The sequence below is a fragment of the Klebsiella sp. C239 genome (genome assembly GCF_048822715.1).
In the GTDB taxonomy this organism is placed as follows: domain Bacteria; phylum Pseudomonadota; class Gammaproteobacteria; order Enterobacterales; family Enterobacteriaceae; genus Klebsiella; species Klebsiella quasipneumoniae.
Genome location: NZ_JBMEZK010000009.1, coordinates 47,126 through 63,085, shown reverse-complemented (window position 1 = coordinate 63,085; position 15,960 = coordinate 47,126). Strand labels below are relative to the sequence as shown.

General features: G+C 54.9%; 13 protein-coding genes. 10 read left to right on the top strand and 3 right to left on the bottom strand.

The window, feature by feature from the left end:
- Positions 1–339 precede the first annotated feature (339 nt).
- The gene (leuO, locus tag ACOI6Z_RS21360) at positions 340–1,308 is read right to left on the bottom strand and encodes a transcriptional regulator LeuO (RefSeq protein ID WP_074423664.1); all 969 of its coding nucleotides are present in this window, start codon (positions 1,306–1,308) and stop codon (positions 340–342) included.
- A 614-nt stretch (positions 1,309–1,922) separates the two neighbouring features.
- On the opposite strand from leuO, the gene leuL reads away from it, so the two are divergent.
- The 9 genes from leuL to aroD all read left to right on the top strand — a co-directional run bounded on the left by leuL (position 1,923) and on the right by aroD (position 12,103).
- Positions 1,923–2,009: a leu operon leader peptide gene (gene leuL, locus ACOI6Z_RS21355; protein ID WP_017901192.1), complete on the top strand. Its 87-nt coding sequence runs from the start codon at positions 1,923–1,925 to the stop codon at positions 2,007–2,009.
- Positions 2,010–2,104: 95 nt separating this feature from the next.
- On the top strand, positions 2,105–3,676 hold the full coding sequence (leuA, locus tag ACOI6Z_RS21350) for a 2-isopropylmalate synthase (protein ID WP_023291975.1): 1,572 nt from the start codon (positions 2,105–2,107) through the stop codon (positions 3,674–3,676).
- Positions 3,676–4,767: a 3-isopropylmalate dehydrogenase gene (leuB, locus tag ACOI6Z_RS21345; RefSeq protein WP_023291974.1), complete on the top strand. Its 1,092-nt coding sequence runs from the start codon at positions 3,676–3,678 to the stop codon at positions 4,765–4,767. The genes leuA and leuB overlap by 1 nt, the downstream gene beginning before the upstream one ends.
- 2 nt (positions 4,768–4,769) lie before the next feature.
- Complete coding sequence (leuC, locus tag ACOI6Z_RS21340) at positions 4,770–6,170, top strand: 3-isopropylmalate dehydratase large subunit (RefSeq protein WP_065813025.1); 1,401 nt, start codon at positions 4,770–4,772, stop codon at positions 6,168–6,170.
- A gap of 10 nt (positions 6,171–6,180) precedes the next feature.
- Complete coding sequence (gene leuD, locus ACOI6Z_RS21335; protein ID WP_048336394.1) at positions 6,181–6,786, top strand: 3-isopropylmalate dehydratase small subunit; 606 nt, start codon at positions 6,181–6,183, stop codon at positions 6,784–6,786.
- A gap of 397 nt (positions 6,787–7,183) precedes the next feature.
- Positions 7,184–9,217, top strand: coding sequence for an FAD-dependent oxidoreductase (locus tag ACOI6Z_RS21330; protein WP_049015392.1), 2,034 nt, complete (start codon positions 7,184–7,186; stop codon positions 9,215–9,217).
- Positions 9,218–9,228: 11 nt separating this feature from the next.
- Positions 9,229–10,092, top strand: coding sequence for a shikimate dehydrogenase (locus ACOI6Z_RS21325; RefSeq protein WP_017901194.1), 864 nt, complete (start codon positions 9,229–9,231; stop codon positions 10,090–10,092).
- Between the two features lie 10 nt (positions 10,093–10,102).
- Positions 10,103–11,317, top strand: a complete 1,215-nt coding sequence (locus tag ACOI6Z_RS21320; RefSeq protein WP_044521015.1) for an MFS transporter — start codon at positions 10,103–10,105, stop codon at positions 11,315–11,317.
- Positions 11,318–11,347: 30 nt separating this feature from the next.
- The gene (gene aroD, locus ACOI6Z_RS21315) at positions 11,348–12,103 is read left to right on the top strand and encodes a type I 3-dehydroquinate dehydratase (protein WP_023291968.1); all 756 of its coding nucleotides are present in this window, start codon (positions 11,348–11,350) and stop codon (positions 12,101–12,103) included.
- A gap of 37 nt (positions 12,104–12,140) precedes the next feature.
- On the opposite strand, the gene ACOI6Z_RS21310 is transcribed toward aroD, so the two are convergent.
- The gene (locus tag ACOI6Z_RS21310; RefSeq protein WP_004204315.1) at positions 12,141–13,037 is read right to left on the bottom strand and encodes a LysR family transcriptional regulator; all 897 of its coding nucleotides are present in this window, start codon (positions 13,035–13,037) and stop codon (positions 12,141–12,143) included.
- A 231-nt stretch (positions 13,038–13,268) separates the two neighbouring features.
- Between ACOI6Z_RS21310 and ACOI6Z_RS21305 the strand changes: the two genes are divergently transcribed.
- Positions 13,269–14,579, top strand: coding sequence for an MFS transporter (locus tag ACOI6Z_RS21305; RefSeq protein WP_023291967.1), 1,311 nt, complete (start codon positions 13,269–13,271; stop codon positions 14,577–14,579).
- A 44-nt stretch (positions 14,580–14,623) separates the two neighbouring features.
- Here ACOI6Z_RS21305 and ACOI6Z_RS21300 read toward each other — a convergent pair whose 3' ends face one another.
- Positions 14,624–15,808 (bottom strand): sugar efflux transporter, encoded by a 1,185-nt coding sequence (locus ACOI6Z_RS21300; protein ID WP_023291966.1) that lies wholly within the window; start codon positions 15,806–15,808, stop codon positions 14,624–14,626.
- Positions 15,809–15,960: the final 152 nt, after the last annotated feature.

Sequence of the window (15,960 nt, the reverse complement as noted above, 5' to 3'; positions counted from 1 at the left end):
GCACGATGCGAAGGAGTACCCCTCCGCACTGAGGTGAATGAACTGCATGCCACTACCATAACTGCTCGCCAGCAGGCAGGCAATTCGCCACCTGAGATGCTTTCTAAGTAGAATAAGAAGAAAAACAAGCGGAGAGAGGAAAATATGGTGGAATGCTTCAGAGATAAGAAAAGAGAATAGTAAATACTCGGAGAAAAGGCGCGATAGCAGGAATTGATCCATTTTTTGTTAACGGGCGGAGAGCAACCGAAAGGGTAAACAGCATAAAATTCCGCATTATTGTAATTAAATCATATAAAAAAAGGAGCCGAAGCCCCTTTCATGCTTATTGCCATCGGCTCAGCGCTGACAAATATCCACCAGCAGCTCCTCCATCCACTGATGGCCCTTATCGCGACCCGCCGCTTCGTGCCAGGAGAGATAGCAGGTCCGGCTATTCACCTTCAGCGGCAGAGGTAATATCTGCAGCGCTAACTTATCGGCAAACTCATTTGCCAGCCAGCGCGGCGCAATGGCCACCATCTGCGTTTGCGACACCACGTTTAATACGCTGACCATCGCATTACCTTGATATGCGATGCGCGCTTGTTTATCGGCGGTGTCATACCACGGCAGACTGAATGAGGCATACCGATCGAGAGCCACCGTGGCATGCTCCTCGCGATAAATATCAGCCTCCATCACCGGTCCGGAGATACGCGGATGGTTGCGACTAGCCACCAGAACCATTTCATCTTTGAATAGCGGTACACAGGCAAACTCAGGACGACGAAACTCTTCATAACCGATCACAAATTCCGTTTCCTGATAACGTAACTGATGTTCCGTATTTTGATTAAGCGCTGATTTAAAGACTAAATGAATATTGGGCGCGATTTCGGCGACTTTATTAAAAATTACCGACGTCAGGATGTTATCCAGCGGGCTACAGACGCACAGATTGAAAACACGCTCACTGCTCAAGGGTTCAAAACCGGAGCCTGGCAATTCGTTTTGTACCAGCTGCAGCGCCTGACGCACTGAGCCAAACAGCTGATAGGCCCGCGCCGTCGGCTGAATACCGCGGCCATAGCGCACAAACAGCTCATCATTAAACATCACTTTCAGACGTGAAACCGCGTTGCTCACCGCCGGTTGAGACATGCCGAGCGTATGGGCGGCACGGGTAATATTCTGTTCCTGCATAACCGCATCAAAAACGGTAAGCAGATTGAGATCAACCATCCGTAGTTGAGGTTTTACGACTTCCTGTCCGGGGGCTGATTTATATTCTGGACTTTCAATTAACATATCTAGTTCCGCCGTCACGATGAATTCCCTTTACTAAACCGCTATAATTAGCGCCGAAAATATCATTTATCATGCCAATGACATTTGCAAAATAGCAAAGGTGTATTTTAGGAATATATCAAGGCTATGAGTGGCAGTGTCAAACCGGTACCACCGGAATAAATAAACTGCTCAAACAATATGAGTTACTTAATGAAGATGAGTCTAACCATAATCCAGGAAAATAAAAACAACACCAATGGTTAACTGTAACTTAAGCAATAATAAAGTATTTTATTTTCCACCCCATAAAATTAACAACTATTTATCATTGAAAAAAGATCCGCTAAGGGGTAGACATATTCACACGAAAAATAAATATAATTATTTCATTCAGATAGCGATTTTTGACCGCTTCGCTCGCGGCGCATCGTGAGCGAGGCCTTTAATGCAAAGTGCATTTTCAAATGAAACATATCCCTGTGCGCCCCCGCAGGTCCAAAATAGGATCTTCGGCAAAAAAGGGCTAACATCAGCACAATTAGCTAATTCACGCCGCGGACCAAAAACGCTTTTTCCACGCCAGGGGTTGACTTTGAAACGGCTATCCAGTAACTCTAAAAGCATAACGATTTCATCTGGAGTTTGACGCAATGATTCGCACCACTCGCATCACCAGCCTACTACTACTAAACGCATGCCATTTGCGCGGTAGGCTGTTGGGCGACGTTCAGCGTTAAGTCATCTTCCAGCAAGACTATAAAACCCGCGCCTTGGCGCGGGTTTTTTTATGCTCGTCAACAAGGCGCCAGGACACAGACTAAGGATCCAAACCATGAGCCAGCAAGTCATTATTTTCGATACGACCTTACGTGATGGCGAACAAGCGTTACAGGCAAGCCTGAGTGTCAAAGAGAAGCTGCAGATTGCTCTGGCCCTCGAGCGCATGGGTGTTGACGTGATGGAAGTCGGTTTCCCGGTTTCTTCTCCGGGCGATTTTGAATCCGTGCAGACCATCGCGCGCACCATCAAGAACAGCCGCGTATGCGCCCTGGCGCGCTGCGTCGAGAAAGATATCGACGTAGCGGCGGAATCCTTAAAAGTGGCCGAAGCGTTCCGTATCCACACCTTCATCGCCACCTCGCCGATGCATATTGCCACCAAACTGCGCAGCACCCTGGATGAGGTCATTGAACGCGCGGTTTATATGGTGAAGCGGGCGCGCAACTACACTAACGATGTCGAGTTCTCCTGTGAAGACGCCGGCCGTACGCCGATTGCTGACCTGGCTCGCGTCGTGGAAGCCGCGATTAACGCTGGCGCCACCACCATTAATATTCCGGATACCGTCGGCTACACCATGCCGTTCGAGTACGCCAACATTATCAGCGGCCTGTATGAGCGCGTACCGAATATCGACAAAGCCATTATCTCCGTCCATACCCATGATGACCTGGGTATTGCCGTCGGCAACGCCCTCGCCGCGGTCCACGCCGGAGCCCGCCAGGTAGAAGGCGCGATGAACGGTATCGGCGAGCGTGCCGGCAACTGCGCGCTGGAAGAGGTCATCATGGCGATTAAAGTGCGCAAAGACATCATGAACGTGCACACCAATATCAACCACCATGAAATCTGGCGCACCAGCCAGACCGTCAGCCAGATCTGCAACATGCCGATCCCGGCGAACAAAGCCATCGTCGGCACCGGCGCCTTCGCCCACTCCTCCGGTATCCACCAGGACGGCGTGCTGAAGAACCGCGAAAACTACGAAATCATGACCCCGGAATCCATCGGCCTGAACCAGGTGCAGCTGAACCTGACTTCCCGCTCAGGCCGCGCGGCGGTGAAACACCGGATGGAAGAGATGGGCTACCAGGAGAGCGATTACAACCTGGATCACCTGTACGACGCGTTCCTGAAGCTGGCGGACAAAAAAGGCCAGGTCTTCGATTACGATCTGGAAGCGCTGGCCTTCATCAACAAGCAGCAGGAAGAGCCGGAGCATTTCCGCCTGGATTACTTCAACGTTCAGTCCGGCTCCAGCGATATCGCGACCGCCTCGATCAAACTGGTCTGCGGGGATGAGATCAAAACGGAAGCCGCCAACGGCAACGGTCCGGTTGATGCTATCTACCAGGCGATTAACCGCGTCACCGATTACAACATTGAATTAGTGAAATATGGCTTAAGCGCGAAAGGCCACGGCAAAGACGCCCTGGGCCAGGTGGATATCGTCGTTGACTACAACGGCCGCCGTTTCCACGGCGTTGGTCTGGCAACAGATATCGTAGAGTCGTCAGCCAAAGCGATGGTTCACGTGCTGAACAACATCTGGCGCGCCGCCGAAGTCGAAAAAGAATTGCAACGCAAAGCTCAGAATAAAGAGAACAATAAGGAAACCGTGTAATGTCGAAGAATTACCATATTGCCGTTTTGCCGGGTGATGGCATTGGCCCGGAAGTGATGAACCAGGCGATGAAAGTACTGGAAGCCGTGCGCCAACGTTTTGCCATGCACATTACCACCAGCCAGTACGACGTCGGCGGCGCGGCCATCGACCGTCAGGGAACTCCCCTGCCGCAGGCGACCGTCGCCGGATGCGAGCAGGCGGACGCGATCCTGTTCGGCTCCGTCGGCGGCCCGAAGTGGGAACACCTGCCGCCCGCAGAACAGCCAGAGCGCGGCGCTCTGCTGCCGCTGCGTAAACACTTTAAACTGTTCAGCAACCTGCGCCCGGCCAAACTGTATCAGGGGCTGGAAGAGTTCTGCCCGCTGCGCGCCGACATCGCCGCCAACGGCTTCGACATTCTCTGCGTTCGCGAACTGACCGGCGGCATCTACTTCGGCCAGCCGAAAGGTCGCGAAGGCAGCGGTCAGCATGAGAAAGCTTTTGATACCGAGGTGTATCACCGCTTTGAAATCGAACGTATCGCGCGCATCGCGTTTGAATCCGCCCGTAAACGTCGTCACAAAGTGACCTCCATCGATAAGGCCAACGTCCTGCAGTCGTCCATTCTGTGGCGCGAAATCGTCACCGAGATCGGCAAGGAGTATCCGGACGTTGAGCTGGCGCATATGTATATCGATAACGCCACCATGCAGCTGATTAAAGATCCGTCCCAGTTCGACGTGCTGCTGTGCTCCAACCTGTTCGGCGACATCCTCTCCGACGAGTGCGCAATGATCACCGGCTCAATGGGTATGCTGCCGTCCGCCAGCCTCAACGAACAAGGTTTCGGCCTGTACGAGCCAGCAGGCGGCTCGGCGCCGGATATCGCCGGCAAAAATATCGCTAACCCGATCGCGCAGATCCTCTCCCTGGCGCTGCTGCTGCGCTATAGCCTCGACGCTGACGAGGCGGCGAGCGCGATTGAAAGCGCGATTAACCGCGCTCTGGAGGAAGGCGTTCGTACCGGCGATTTAGCGCGCGGCACGGCAGCGGTCAGCACTGATGAAATGGGCGATATCATTGCCCGCTATGTCGCAGAAGGGGTGTAATCATGGCGAAGACGTTATACGAAAAATTGTTTGATGCGCACGTGGTGTATGAGGCGCAAAACGAAACTCCGCTGTTGTATATCGACCGCCATCTGGTGCATGAAGTCACCTCCCCGCAGGCCTTTGACGGCCTGCGCGCCCACGGCCGCCAGGTGCGCCAGCCGGGTAAAACCTTCGCCACCATGGATCACAACGTCTCGACGCAGACCAAAGATATTAACGCGTCCGGCGAGATGGCCCGCATTCAGATGCAGGAGCTGATTAAGAACTGTAAAGAGTTCGGCGTTGAGCTGTACGATCTGAACCACCCGTACCAGGGCATCGTTCACGTGATGGGCCCGGAACAAGGGGTTACCCTGCCGGGGATGACCATTGTGTGCGGCGACTCCCATACCGCCACCCACGGCGCCTTCGGCGCGCTGGCCTTCGGCATCGGCACCTCCGAAGTAGAGCATGTGCTGGCGACCCAGACCCTGAAACAGGGTCGTGCGAAAACCATGAAAATCGAAGTGCAAGGCAAAGCGGCGCCGGGCATCACCGCCAAAGATATCGTGTTGGCGATCATTGGTAAAACCGGCAGCGCCGGCGGCACCGGCCACGTGGTGGAGTTCTGCGGCGAAGCGATCCGCGATCTGAGCATGGAAGGCCGCATGACCCTGTGCAACATGGCGATCGAGATGGGCGCGAAAGCGGGCCTGGTCGCGCCGGATGAAACCACCTTCAATTACGTACGCGGCCGTCTGCACGCGCCGAAAGGCAAAGATTTTGACGATGCGGTGGCGTACTGGAAAACCCTGAAAACCGACGACGGCGCCACATTTGACATCGTAGTGACGCTGCAGGCGGCTGAGATTGCCCCGCAGGTGACCTGGGGCACCAACCCGGGCCAGGTGATTTCGGTCAGCGATAATATCCCCGATCCTGCGTCGTTCAGCGACCCGGTGGAACGCGCCAGTGCCGAGAAAGCGCTGGCCTATATGGGGCTGAAATCCGGCATTCCGCTGACGGAAGTGGCTATCGATAAAGTATTCATCGGCTCCTGTACCAACTCGCGTATCGAAGATTTGCGCGCGGCGGCGGAAATCGCCAAAGGGCGTAAAGTGGCGCCGGGCGTCCAGGCGCTGGTGGTGCCGGGTTCCGGTCCGGTGAAAGCGCAAGCGGAAGCGGAAGGCCTGGATAAGATCTTTATCGAAGCCGGCTTTGAGTGGCGCTTACCGGGCTGCTCTATGTGTCTGGCGATGAACAACGACCGCCTGAACCCGGGCGAGCGCTGCGCCTCCACCAGCAACCGTAATTTTGAAGGCCGCCAGGGCCGCGGCGGACGCACGCACCTGGTGAGCCCGGCAATGGCCGCGGCGGCAGCTGTGACCGGCCATTTCGCCGATATCCGTAATCTGAAGTAAGGAGACCATCATGGCAGAGAAATTTACCCAACATACCGGCCTGGTGGTTCCGCTGGATGCTGCAAACGTCGATACCGACGCGATCATTCCCAAGCAGTTTCTGCAGAAAGTGACCCGCACCGGCTTTGGCGCGCACCTGTTCAACGACTGGCGCTTCCTCGACGATAAAGGTCAACAGCCGAACCCGGAGTTCGTGCTGAACTTTCCTGAGTACAAAGGCGCATCTATCCTGCTGGCGCGGGAAAACTTCGGCTGTGGCTCCTCGCGCGAGCATGCGCCGTGGGCGCTGACCGATTACGGTTTTAAAGTCGTTATCGCCCCAAGCTTTGCCGATATTTTCTATGGCAACAGCTTCAACAACCAGCTGCTGCCGGTGACGTTGAGCGATGAGCAGGTCGACGAGCTGTTCAAACTGGTGCAGGCCAAACCGGGCATTACGTTTGAAGTGGACCTGGAAGCGCAGGTGGTTAAAGCGGGGGATAAAACCTACAGCTTTAAGATCGACGATTTCCGTCGCCACTGCATGCTCAATGGCCTGGATAGCATCGGCCTGACGCTGCAACATGAAGCGGCTATTTCCGACTATGAGCACAAGCTGCCGGCGTTTATGAATTAATCTTCGCGCCCGGTCATTTGACCGGGCTTTTTAGTTTATTGCGGCAGAAAATTGAGATCTCAAGCACAAAAAACAATATTGCTTCGCCGATTGTCAGCCCATGACGTTGGCCTGCCCCACGCGATAAAGACGAATGATTCCGCTTTCCTCCCCCTGACCTGCGCGGTTTATGTATTATCCCTTCACTGCAAGTAAAAATAAGGTACGAGTGTTTAATATAAAAATATAAAAATGTGAAAAAAGCGTTAATCTCATAGAGAACCCCTATAGCTCACAGCAAAAAAAAGCATTATTTTTCGATTTTTCGCCTCGCTATCTTTTCCCACAGAGAAATATTAACTAAGGACACGCCCGGGCCCCCGCATAGCGGCTTCCCGGCCTCCTGTGGAGAGAAGAGATGAGCCACTATCCGCACCTTTTCAGTCCGTTGACCATCAACGGCATGACGCTAAAAAACCGCATTATTATGCCCCCGATGGGCACCAATATGGCCACGCTCAATGGCGAGGTCTCGCAGGAACAGCTGGAATACTACGAACTGCGGGCCAAAGGCGGCACCGGGCTTATCACCATCGAAAACATCTGTATTGATTTCCCTTTCGCCTCCAACGGCACCACCCAGCTGCGGATCGATAACGATCAATATATCCCACGGCTGTTTAAATTAACCGAGACCCTGCATAAACATGGCGCTTGCGTATCCATTCAGTTAAATCACGCAGGCGCTTCGGCTTATGCCTACCGCCTCGAAGGTCAGACACCGCTCTCCTCCTCGACGACGCCCTCGAAAAAGCACGGTAATATTCCGCGGCCAATGACCCATGAGGAAATTTATCACGCGGTGGAAAAATTCGGTGACGCCGCAGAGCGCGTTCGTCGCGCGGGTTTTGACTGCGTCGAAATTCATGCCGGCCACTCCTATTTAATTAGCCAGTTTTTATCGCCGTTATTTAACAAGCGCACCGATGAATTTGGCGGCAGCGTCGAAAACCGCACCCGGATATTAAGTCTGATTGTCGATAAAGTTCGCGCCTGCGTCGGGCCGCGTTTTCCGGTCAGCCTGCGCATTAGCGCCGACGACTTCCTCAAGGGCGGCAATACCCTCGAAGATTCTCTGCGCATCCTTGAGCTTTGCCAGGAGAAGGTCGATATCATCAACGTCTCGGCGGCGCAGAACGACAACCTGAATCTGCAAATCGACCAGATGTCGCTGGAGGATGGCTGGAAGCGTTATCTCTCCCGCGCGGTGCGCGATAAATTCCATAAGCCCACGGTCATCGCCGGCAATATCCGTACCCCGCAGGTGGCCGAGGATATCCTCGCCAGCGGCGATGCCGATCTCATTGCCATTGGTCGCGGTCTGATTGCCGAGCCGGAGTGGGTGCAGAAGGTGCAAAGCGGTAAAGAACGCCTGATGCGCAAATGCATCTCCTGCAACATCGGCTGCGCCGACCATCGCATCGCCCGCTCGCGCCCGCTGCGCTGTTCAATTAACCCGGACATCATTCACGGCGATACCTACAAAACGCGGCGCGTTAATCGCGAAACGAACGTGGTCGTCATCGGCGCCGGCACTGCCGGGATGGAGGCCGCCTGCACCGCGGCGGAAGTCGGCTGCCACACCTGGCTGCTGGAGGCGAAAAATCACGTCGGCGGTCTCGCCAGCGATATCGCCCGTCTGCCGGAGAAAAAACGCATCGCGGATTTCCCGCAGTTTATGAAAAACCGCATCGCCGCGCTGGATAACCTGATGCTGCAGGTCGGCAAACGGGCAGACGTGGCCTCGGTTTCCGCCCTGCGTCCGCATCTGATCGTCAATGCCACCGGCTCAAGCCCCCTGCTGCCGCCTATTGCAGGACTGCGGGAGAATATTGACGCCGCGGAAGGCAAGGTCTTTTCCATTACCGGCATGATCGACAATCTGGCGAAATTTACCCATGTCGAGGGCAAACGCATCGCCGTTGTCGGCGCGGGCGCCGTTGGCCTTGACGTCATCGAATACTTTACCGCTCGCGGCGCGCAAGCGGTATTAATCGAAATGCAGGACGCCGCCGGTCGCGATCTCGACATCATTACCAAAAATGCCATGTTGACCATGCTCGACGAGCACCAGGTCGAACAGCACATGAATACGCAACTGATGGCGGTGGCTGCCGACCATTTCCAGGTGAAAAATACACAGCATACCTTCGATATCCCCTTCGACTACGGCTTTGTCTGCCTGGGGATGCGCGCCAACCGGACAGGTCTCGACGAGATCGAGCGCTGGGCCAATGCCAACAACGTCAAAATCATGAATATCGGCGACAGCGTGATGGCGCGACGCATTATCGACGGCATCCGCGAAGGCCGCAACGTGCTGGACACCCTCGAAGACATGGGTGCGCTGGGCAGCCGCGAAGCACAACGAATTCCCTTTCTAACTTATTGAGGATTTTTGTCATGGCAGAACGTATTACTGGACACACTGAGCTGATTGGTCTGATCGCCACCCCGATTCGCCACAGCATGTCGCCCACCATGCACAACGAGGCTTTCGCCCATCTCGGGCTGGACTACGTCTACCTGGCTTTTGAAGTCGGTAATCAGGAGCTGAAAGACGTGGTACAGGGCTTCCGGGCTTTGAAGCTGCGCGGCTTTAACGTCTCTATGCCGAACAAAACCGAGATTTGCCAGTATCTTGATAAGCTCTCGCCGGCGGCGCAGCTGGTCGGAGCGGTGAATACCGTGGTCAATGACGACGGCGTACTGACCGGGCATATTACCGACGGTACCGGCTATATGCGCGCCCTTAGCGAAGCGGGTATCGATATTATTGGCAAGAAGATGACCGTGCTCGGCGCCGGCGGCGCGGCGACCGCGCTCTGCGTCCAGGCGGCACTGGATGGCGTGAAGGCGATCTCGATCTTCAACCGTCGCGATAAATTCTTCGCCAACGCTGAAGAAACGGTAGCCAAGATCCGCAACAACACGCGCTGCGAGATCCATCTGTTCGATCTCGACGATCATGACAAACTGCGTGCCGAAATCGACAGCAGCGTGATCCTGACCAATGCCACCGGGGTCGGCATGAAGCCGTTCGAAGGCCAGATGCTGCTCCCGGACGACAGCTTCCTGCGTCCGGACCTGATCGTCTCCGACGTCGTGTACAACCCGCGCAAAACCCACCTGCTGGAAGTGGCTGAGAAAAAAGGCTGCCGTACGCTAAACGGCCTCGGGATGATGCTGTGGCAAGGCGCGCGCGCGTTCGAAATCTGGACGGGTAAACAGATGCCGGTTGATTACATCAAAAGCATCCTGTTCTAAGGAGCAAGCGATGAAAAATAAATACGTCCCTACCGCGGCAGGGCTGTACCTCAACTACCTGATTCATGGCATGGGGGTGCTGCTGATCACCCTCAACATGGCCCATCTCCAGGAGCAGTGGGGAACAGACGCTGCCGGCGTATCAGTGGTGATCTCCTCGTTAGGGATCGGCAAACTGGCGACCATCGTGACCGGCTTTCTGTCGGATCGCTTTGGTCGTAAGCCCTTTATCTATCTGGGGATCCTCAGCTATCTGATCTTTTTTATCGGCATTCTGCTGACCAAAAATATCTATCTGGCCTATGTCTTCGGCATTATGGCGGGCCTGGCGAACAGCTTCCTCGACTCCGGCACCTATCCCGCGCTGATGGAATCTTTCCCGCACTCCGCCAGCCGGGCCAACGTGCTGATCAAAGCCTTCGTCTCCGCCGGACAGTTCCTGCTGCCGTTCATTATCAGTTTCCTGATCTGGGCGAATCTGTGGTTCGGCTGGTCGTTCGTGATTGCGGCGGCGCTGTTTGTTGTGAGCGGCCTCTATTTGCTCAAAATGCCGTTCCCGGATAGCCAGGCGGCGAAAAAAGAGACCACCCCAGGGCCACAGGCGGAAACCTCCGCCCGTCCGCAGGCCAACAAACTGGATATGGTGATCTTCACCCTGTACGGCTATATCGGCATGGCGACCTTCTATCTGGTCAGCCAGTGGCTGGCGCAGTACGGTCAGTTCGTGGTCGGCCTGCCCTATGCCTCGGCGATTAAGCTGCTCAGCATCTATACCGTCGGGTCGCTGGTCTGCGTTTTCGTGACCGCCGCCTTCGTCAAAGAGGTGTTCAGCTCCGCCGTCGCCATGATCATCTATACTGGCCTGTCGATGGTCTCGCTGCTGCTGGTGTGCCTGTTCCCGACGCCGATGATGGTTACCGGCTTCGCCTTTGTCATCGGCTTTGCCGCCGCGGGCGGAGTGCTACAGCTGGGAGCGACGATCATGGCGATGAGCTTCCCGAACGGGAAAGGCAAGGCAACCGGCATCTTCTACACCGCCGGCAGTATCGCCAGCTTCACGATCCCGCTGATCACCGCCAAACTTTCGCAGATCAGTATTGCCAGCATTATGTGGTTTGATTTTGCGATCGCCGTGATCGGCTTTGTGATCGCCCTGTACATCGGCTATCGTCAACTGCAGGCTCGGGCGGCGCAAAAAGTATCACCCACCGCAGTCACCGCCTGAGGTTCAACGCGAATAATAATGGATGCCTACATGACAAATGCAGTTACCGTAAAGAACATCACCTTCCAGGAAGGGGAAACCTTAATTTGTGTACCGCTGATCGGCAAAACGCTGGATGAAATACTGGGTAACGCCCACGGCCTGGTCGACGCCGGCGCCGATATCATCGAATGGCGCGTTGACCACTTTACTCAGGTGAGAGAGATGGCTCAGGTGATGGCCGCGCTGGCGGAAATCCGTGGCGCGCTGAAAGCGCTGCCGCTGCTGTTCACCTTCCGCAGCAAGAAAGAAGGCGGCGAGACCGAGCTCAGCGACGAGGCCTACTTCGCGCTCAACCGCGAAGCGGCGCGCAGTGGCCTGGTTGATGTCATCGATATCGAGCTGTTCAATGATGAAGCGCAGATCCGCGCGCTGGTTGACGATGCGCATGCCGCGGGCGTCAAAGTGATCATGAGTAACCATGATTTTCATAAGACCCCCGCCCAGGAAGATATCATCTATCGCCTGCGCCGCATGCAGGATCTGGGCGCCGATCTGCCGAAGATCGCGGTGATGCCGCAATCGCCGCAGGACGTTCTGACCCTGCTCGCCGCCACGCTGACCATGAAAGAGAAGTATGCCACCCGCCCGCTGATCACCATGTCGATGGGAAAATCGGGCGGCGTCAGCCGGGTGACCGGGCGTCTTTTTGGCTCAGCCATGACCTTCGGTACCGTGGGTCAGGCTTCCGCGCCGGGACAGATCGCCATCGACAAGCTGCGTGAAGTGATGGATATTCTCTCCTGATAACCCCTCAGCCCGGAGGACCTCTCCGGGCTATTCGCTAACAGATCTTCTGGCTGTCGTGGATGACCACATTTTTAAACGACTGCAGCGCAGGGGAAAGTCCGCGGTCTTTCATGGTTGCCAGATAGATATAGCGCGGAGGGAGGGTGTTTTTAATCTTCAGGATATGGACGTTGTAATGGGAGAGCGCCGAGATCCGCGGCATGATAGCGATTCCGTAGTCAATGCTGACCAGCCCGGCCATCGCGGTATCCTCTTCCACGTAGCAGGCAATCTCCGGCACCAGCTTTTGCTGCATAAATACATTATCGATAAACGGACGTAAGCCGCTATTTTCTGAAAAATAGATATAGGGATAATGAATCGTCTCCACGAGGTCGACTTCATGTTCATACAGCCGGGCCAGCGGATGATCCCTGGCGGTCACCACCACCAGCTCCTGCTGAATAACCGGAATAAAATCGATATCGGGTTCATCGGCAATATAAGAGCAGATCGCCAGATCGACTTTTCCCGCTTTCAGCTCCTGCAACAGCGTCAGCGAGGTCCCTTGAGTAAAAGAAAAAGTCACGTTGTGAAATTCAGGTGAAAGAGAATATTTATTAATTAACTGCGGAACAACATATTCGCCCATCGTGTAAATAAAGGCGATACGAATGTTTTCTTTATTTTCAGCGCCGTTTTTTTGCAAAACTGTGCGGCCATTTTCCAGTGAGGCCAGCGCATCTTCGACATACGGCAGAAAACGCTTGCCGTTTTGCGTAATTTTAACGTTCCGTCCCTGTCTGGCGAACAGCGCGACCCCTAACTCCTTCTCCAGCTCTGATATCGCATGGCTTAGCGAAGGCTGGGTGATGCACAGACTGGAGGCCGCTTCGGTATAATGTTCAGTTTCAGACAGACGTTTAAAATAATAAAGTTGCTTTAGGTTCATTATTTTTGCCCGTATAATATAAGAATAAATCCACTGATGCTAATATACCATGCAAGCCACCAATAATGCGCACGCGCGGGAAAATATTGGCGGTGCATCAAATATTATTTTCTGAAGCGGATGAATGTGCCACAAAGCGTTGCCATTCATAGATACTACCTATAGTTCCCGGAGATATTTTTGCATATACAAATATATGCAAAAATATTTTAAACTTTAAAGGAACTCGCTATGAGTATGTCAAACTCTCAGGAAGTCCTCACATCCTCATCGGGGACGAAAAAAAGAAGCCGCGTTCGGATAGTTATTTTACTGCTGTTGTCCGTCGGAACGATGATCAATTATCTCGACCGCACCATCCTCGGTATCGTTGCCCCACAGTTAACCCAGGAAATTCATATCGATCCGGCGATGATGGGCATCATTTTCTCCGCCTTTGCCTGGACCTATGCCCTGGCGCAGATCCCCGGCGGCATGTTTTTAGACCGCTTCGGCAACAAACTGACCTATGCCCTGTCAATTTTCTTCTGGTCGCTGTTTACCCTGCTGCAAAGTTTCACCCTCGGGCTTAAATCTCTGCTGCTTCTGCGCCTGGGACTCGGCGTCAGTGAAGCGCCCTGCTTCCCGGCCAACAGCCGCATCGTCAGCACCTGGTTCCCGCAGCATGAGCGCGCGCGGGCGACGGCAACATATACGGTTGGTGAATATATAGGACTGGCGGCCTTCTCGCCGCTGTTATTTTTAATCCTCGAACATCATGGCTGGAGAACGCTTTTTTTCCTCACCGGCGGATTAGGTATTTTATTTACTTTGGTGTGGTGGCGTTTTTATCACGAACCCCATGAATCGCGCACGGCTAATCAAGCGGAGCTGGATTATATCGGCGCAAACGGCATTGACAATAAAATCCAGAACGTTCCATTTAACTGGCGTGACGCCAGGCGCCTGCTGGGCTGTCGCCAGATCCTCGGCGCCAGTCTGGGTCAGTTTGCCGGTAACACCACGCTGGTGTTTTTCCTGACGTGGTTTCCCAGCTATCTGGCCAACGAGCGCCATCTTCCCTGGCTGCACGTTGGCTTCTTCGCCACCTGGCCGTTCCTCGCCGCCGCCATCGGCATCCTCTTCGGCGGCTGGATCTCGGACCGACTGCTGAAGCGAACCGGCTCCGTCAACATCAGTCGGAAGTTACCAATAATTTCCGGATTATTACTCTCCAGCTGTATTATTGCGGCGAACTGGGTGAGCGCCAACAGCACCGTTATTATTATCATGTCGGTGGCGTTTTTTGGCCAGGGAATGGTTGGCCTGGGCTGGACGTTAATTTCTGATATTGCCCCGGAAAATATGGCAGGCCTGACCGGCGGTATATTTAATTTCTGCGCTAATATGGCATCGATTATAGCCCCACTGATAATTGGCGTGATTATCTCCGCAACGGGTAACTTCTTTTACGCACTGATCTACGTCGGCCTGACGGCGCTGATCGGCGTGATTGCCTACATCTTTATCATCGGCGACATCAAGCGAATCGAACTGAAGTAAACCCGGCGGCCCCGGCGAATTGTACGCCGGGGCGAAGAGGACGGTCAGATATCCTTTACCTTGCTGGTTAAAAACAGCGTCACCAGCGAAATCGCGGCGATCGTCCAGTAGACGCTGGCGTGGCCATAGCTCTGCGATAGCGCCCCCTGCATCACGCCGGCCAGGATCACGCCAGTGGAAATACTGTTGGTAAACAGGGTGGTCGCCGCCCCCGCGCGCCCCGGCATTAAATCCTGGAACCACAGCATGCCGATCCCGGCGATAATGCCGATAAAGATGGCGTTGAACAGCTGCAGGGCCAGCAGCGCCGTACGGCCATGAAACAGGATCAGCCCCAGATAAAACAGCACACCGGCCGCCACCGCCGCCACCATCATTTTACGTTTACCAAAGCGCTTCACGTAGTAGCCGGCGAGGATCATCGCCGGAATCTCCAGCCCGGCGGCAGTGCCCATCAGGATCCCGGCCAGGCTGTCGGGAAGCCCGAGATCGCTGCTGATCCACAGCGGCATATCAATGATATACATGGTGTTGCAGGTCCACATCAGGGTGGAGGCGATAAACAACATGCGTACGTTCTTGTCCTGCCAGCCGCCGGCCTGCGCCAGCGCCTCCGCCTCTTCAGAGGGTTGCTCCACGCGCGGAACCGAGGGCAGTTTGACGGCAATCAGCGCCAGGCTGATCACAAAGATGCCCGCCGCAATGGAGAACATGGTGGTAAAGCCATAGTTGAGCGCCAGCATAAAGGCCAGCGGCGGGCCAATCACCCACGCCAGGGACAGCTGGGCACGCATGACCGAGCTGAACATCACCACTTCCCGCGCCGAGCTGTCGGCATACTCCCGCGCCAGGGCAAAGAGCTGCGGCATGGCGGCGTTAGCGATGGATGCCAGCATCACCCCGCAGGTGATCAGCGTCAGATAGTGGCGGTTGAAGGCAAACAGCAGCGCATTGCCTACCGCCATCAGGCAGCAGAACATAATTAACCGCCGCCGGTCGCCGCGGCTATCGGAGCGCTTGGCCAGCGCCAGACTCACCAGGATCCCGGCTATCGCATTCACGGTGTAGAACAGGCCCACCCAGAACGGCTGCGCCCCCACTTCGCGGCTGAGAAACAAACTCAACGTCGGCGCCTGCAATGCGCCCGCCACGCCCATCATAAAAGCAACCAGCATAAAGGCGGCATAGACGCCGTTTAGCCGTCGTCCCATCGTCATCAACCACAGCATGAAATGTCCTTAACACACGCGAAGTAAACGAAAAAAGCCAGCAGAGGCTTTCTGCTGGCGGGTGATTCTATACTCTGTGGAATTCACGTTGCAGGACAAACGGTTAACCGTTTTTGCGCTGGCTCCGAAAGGGTGAGTCCCGTAGGGGCGAT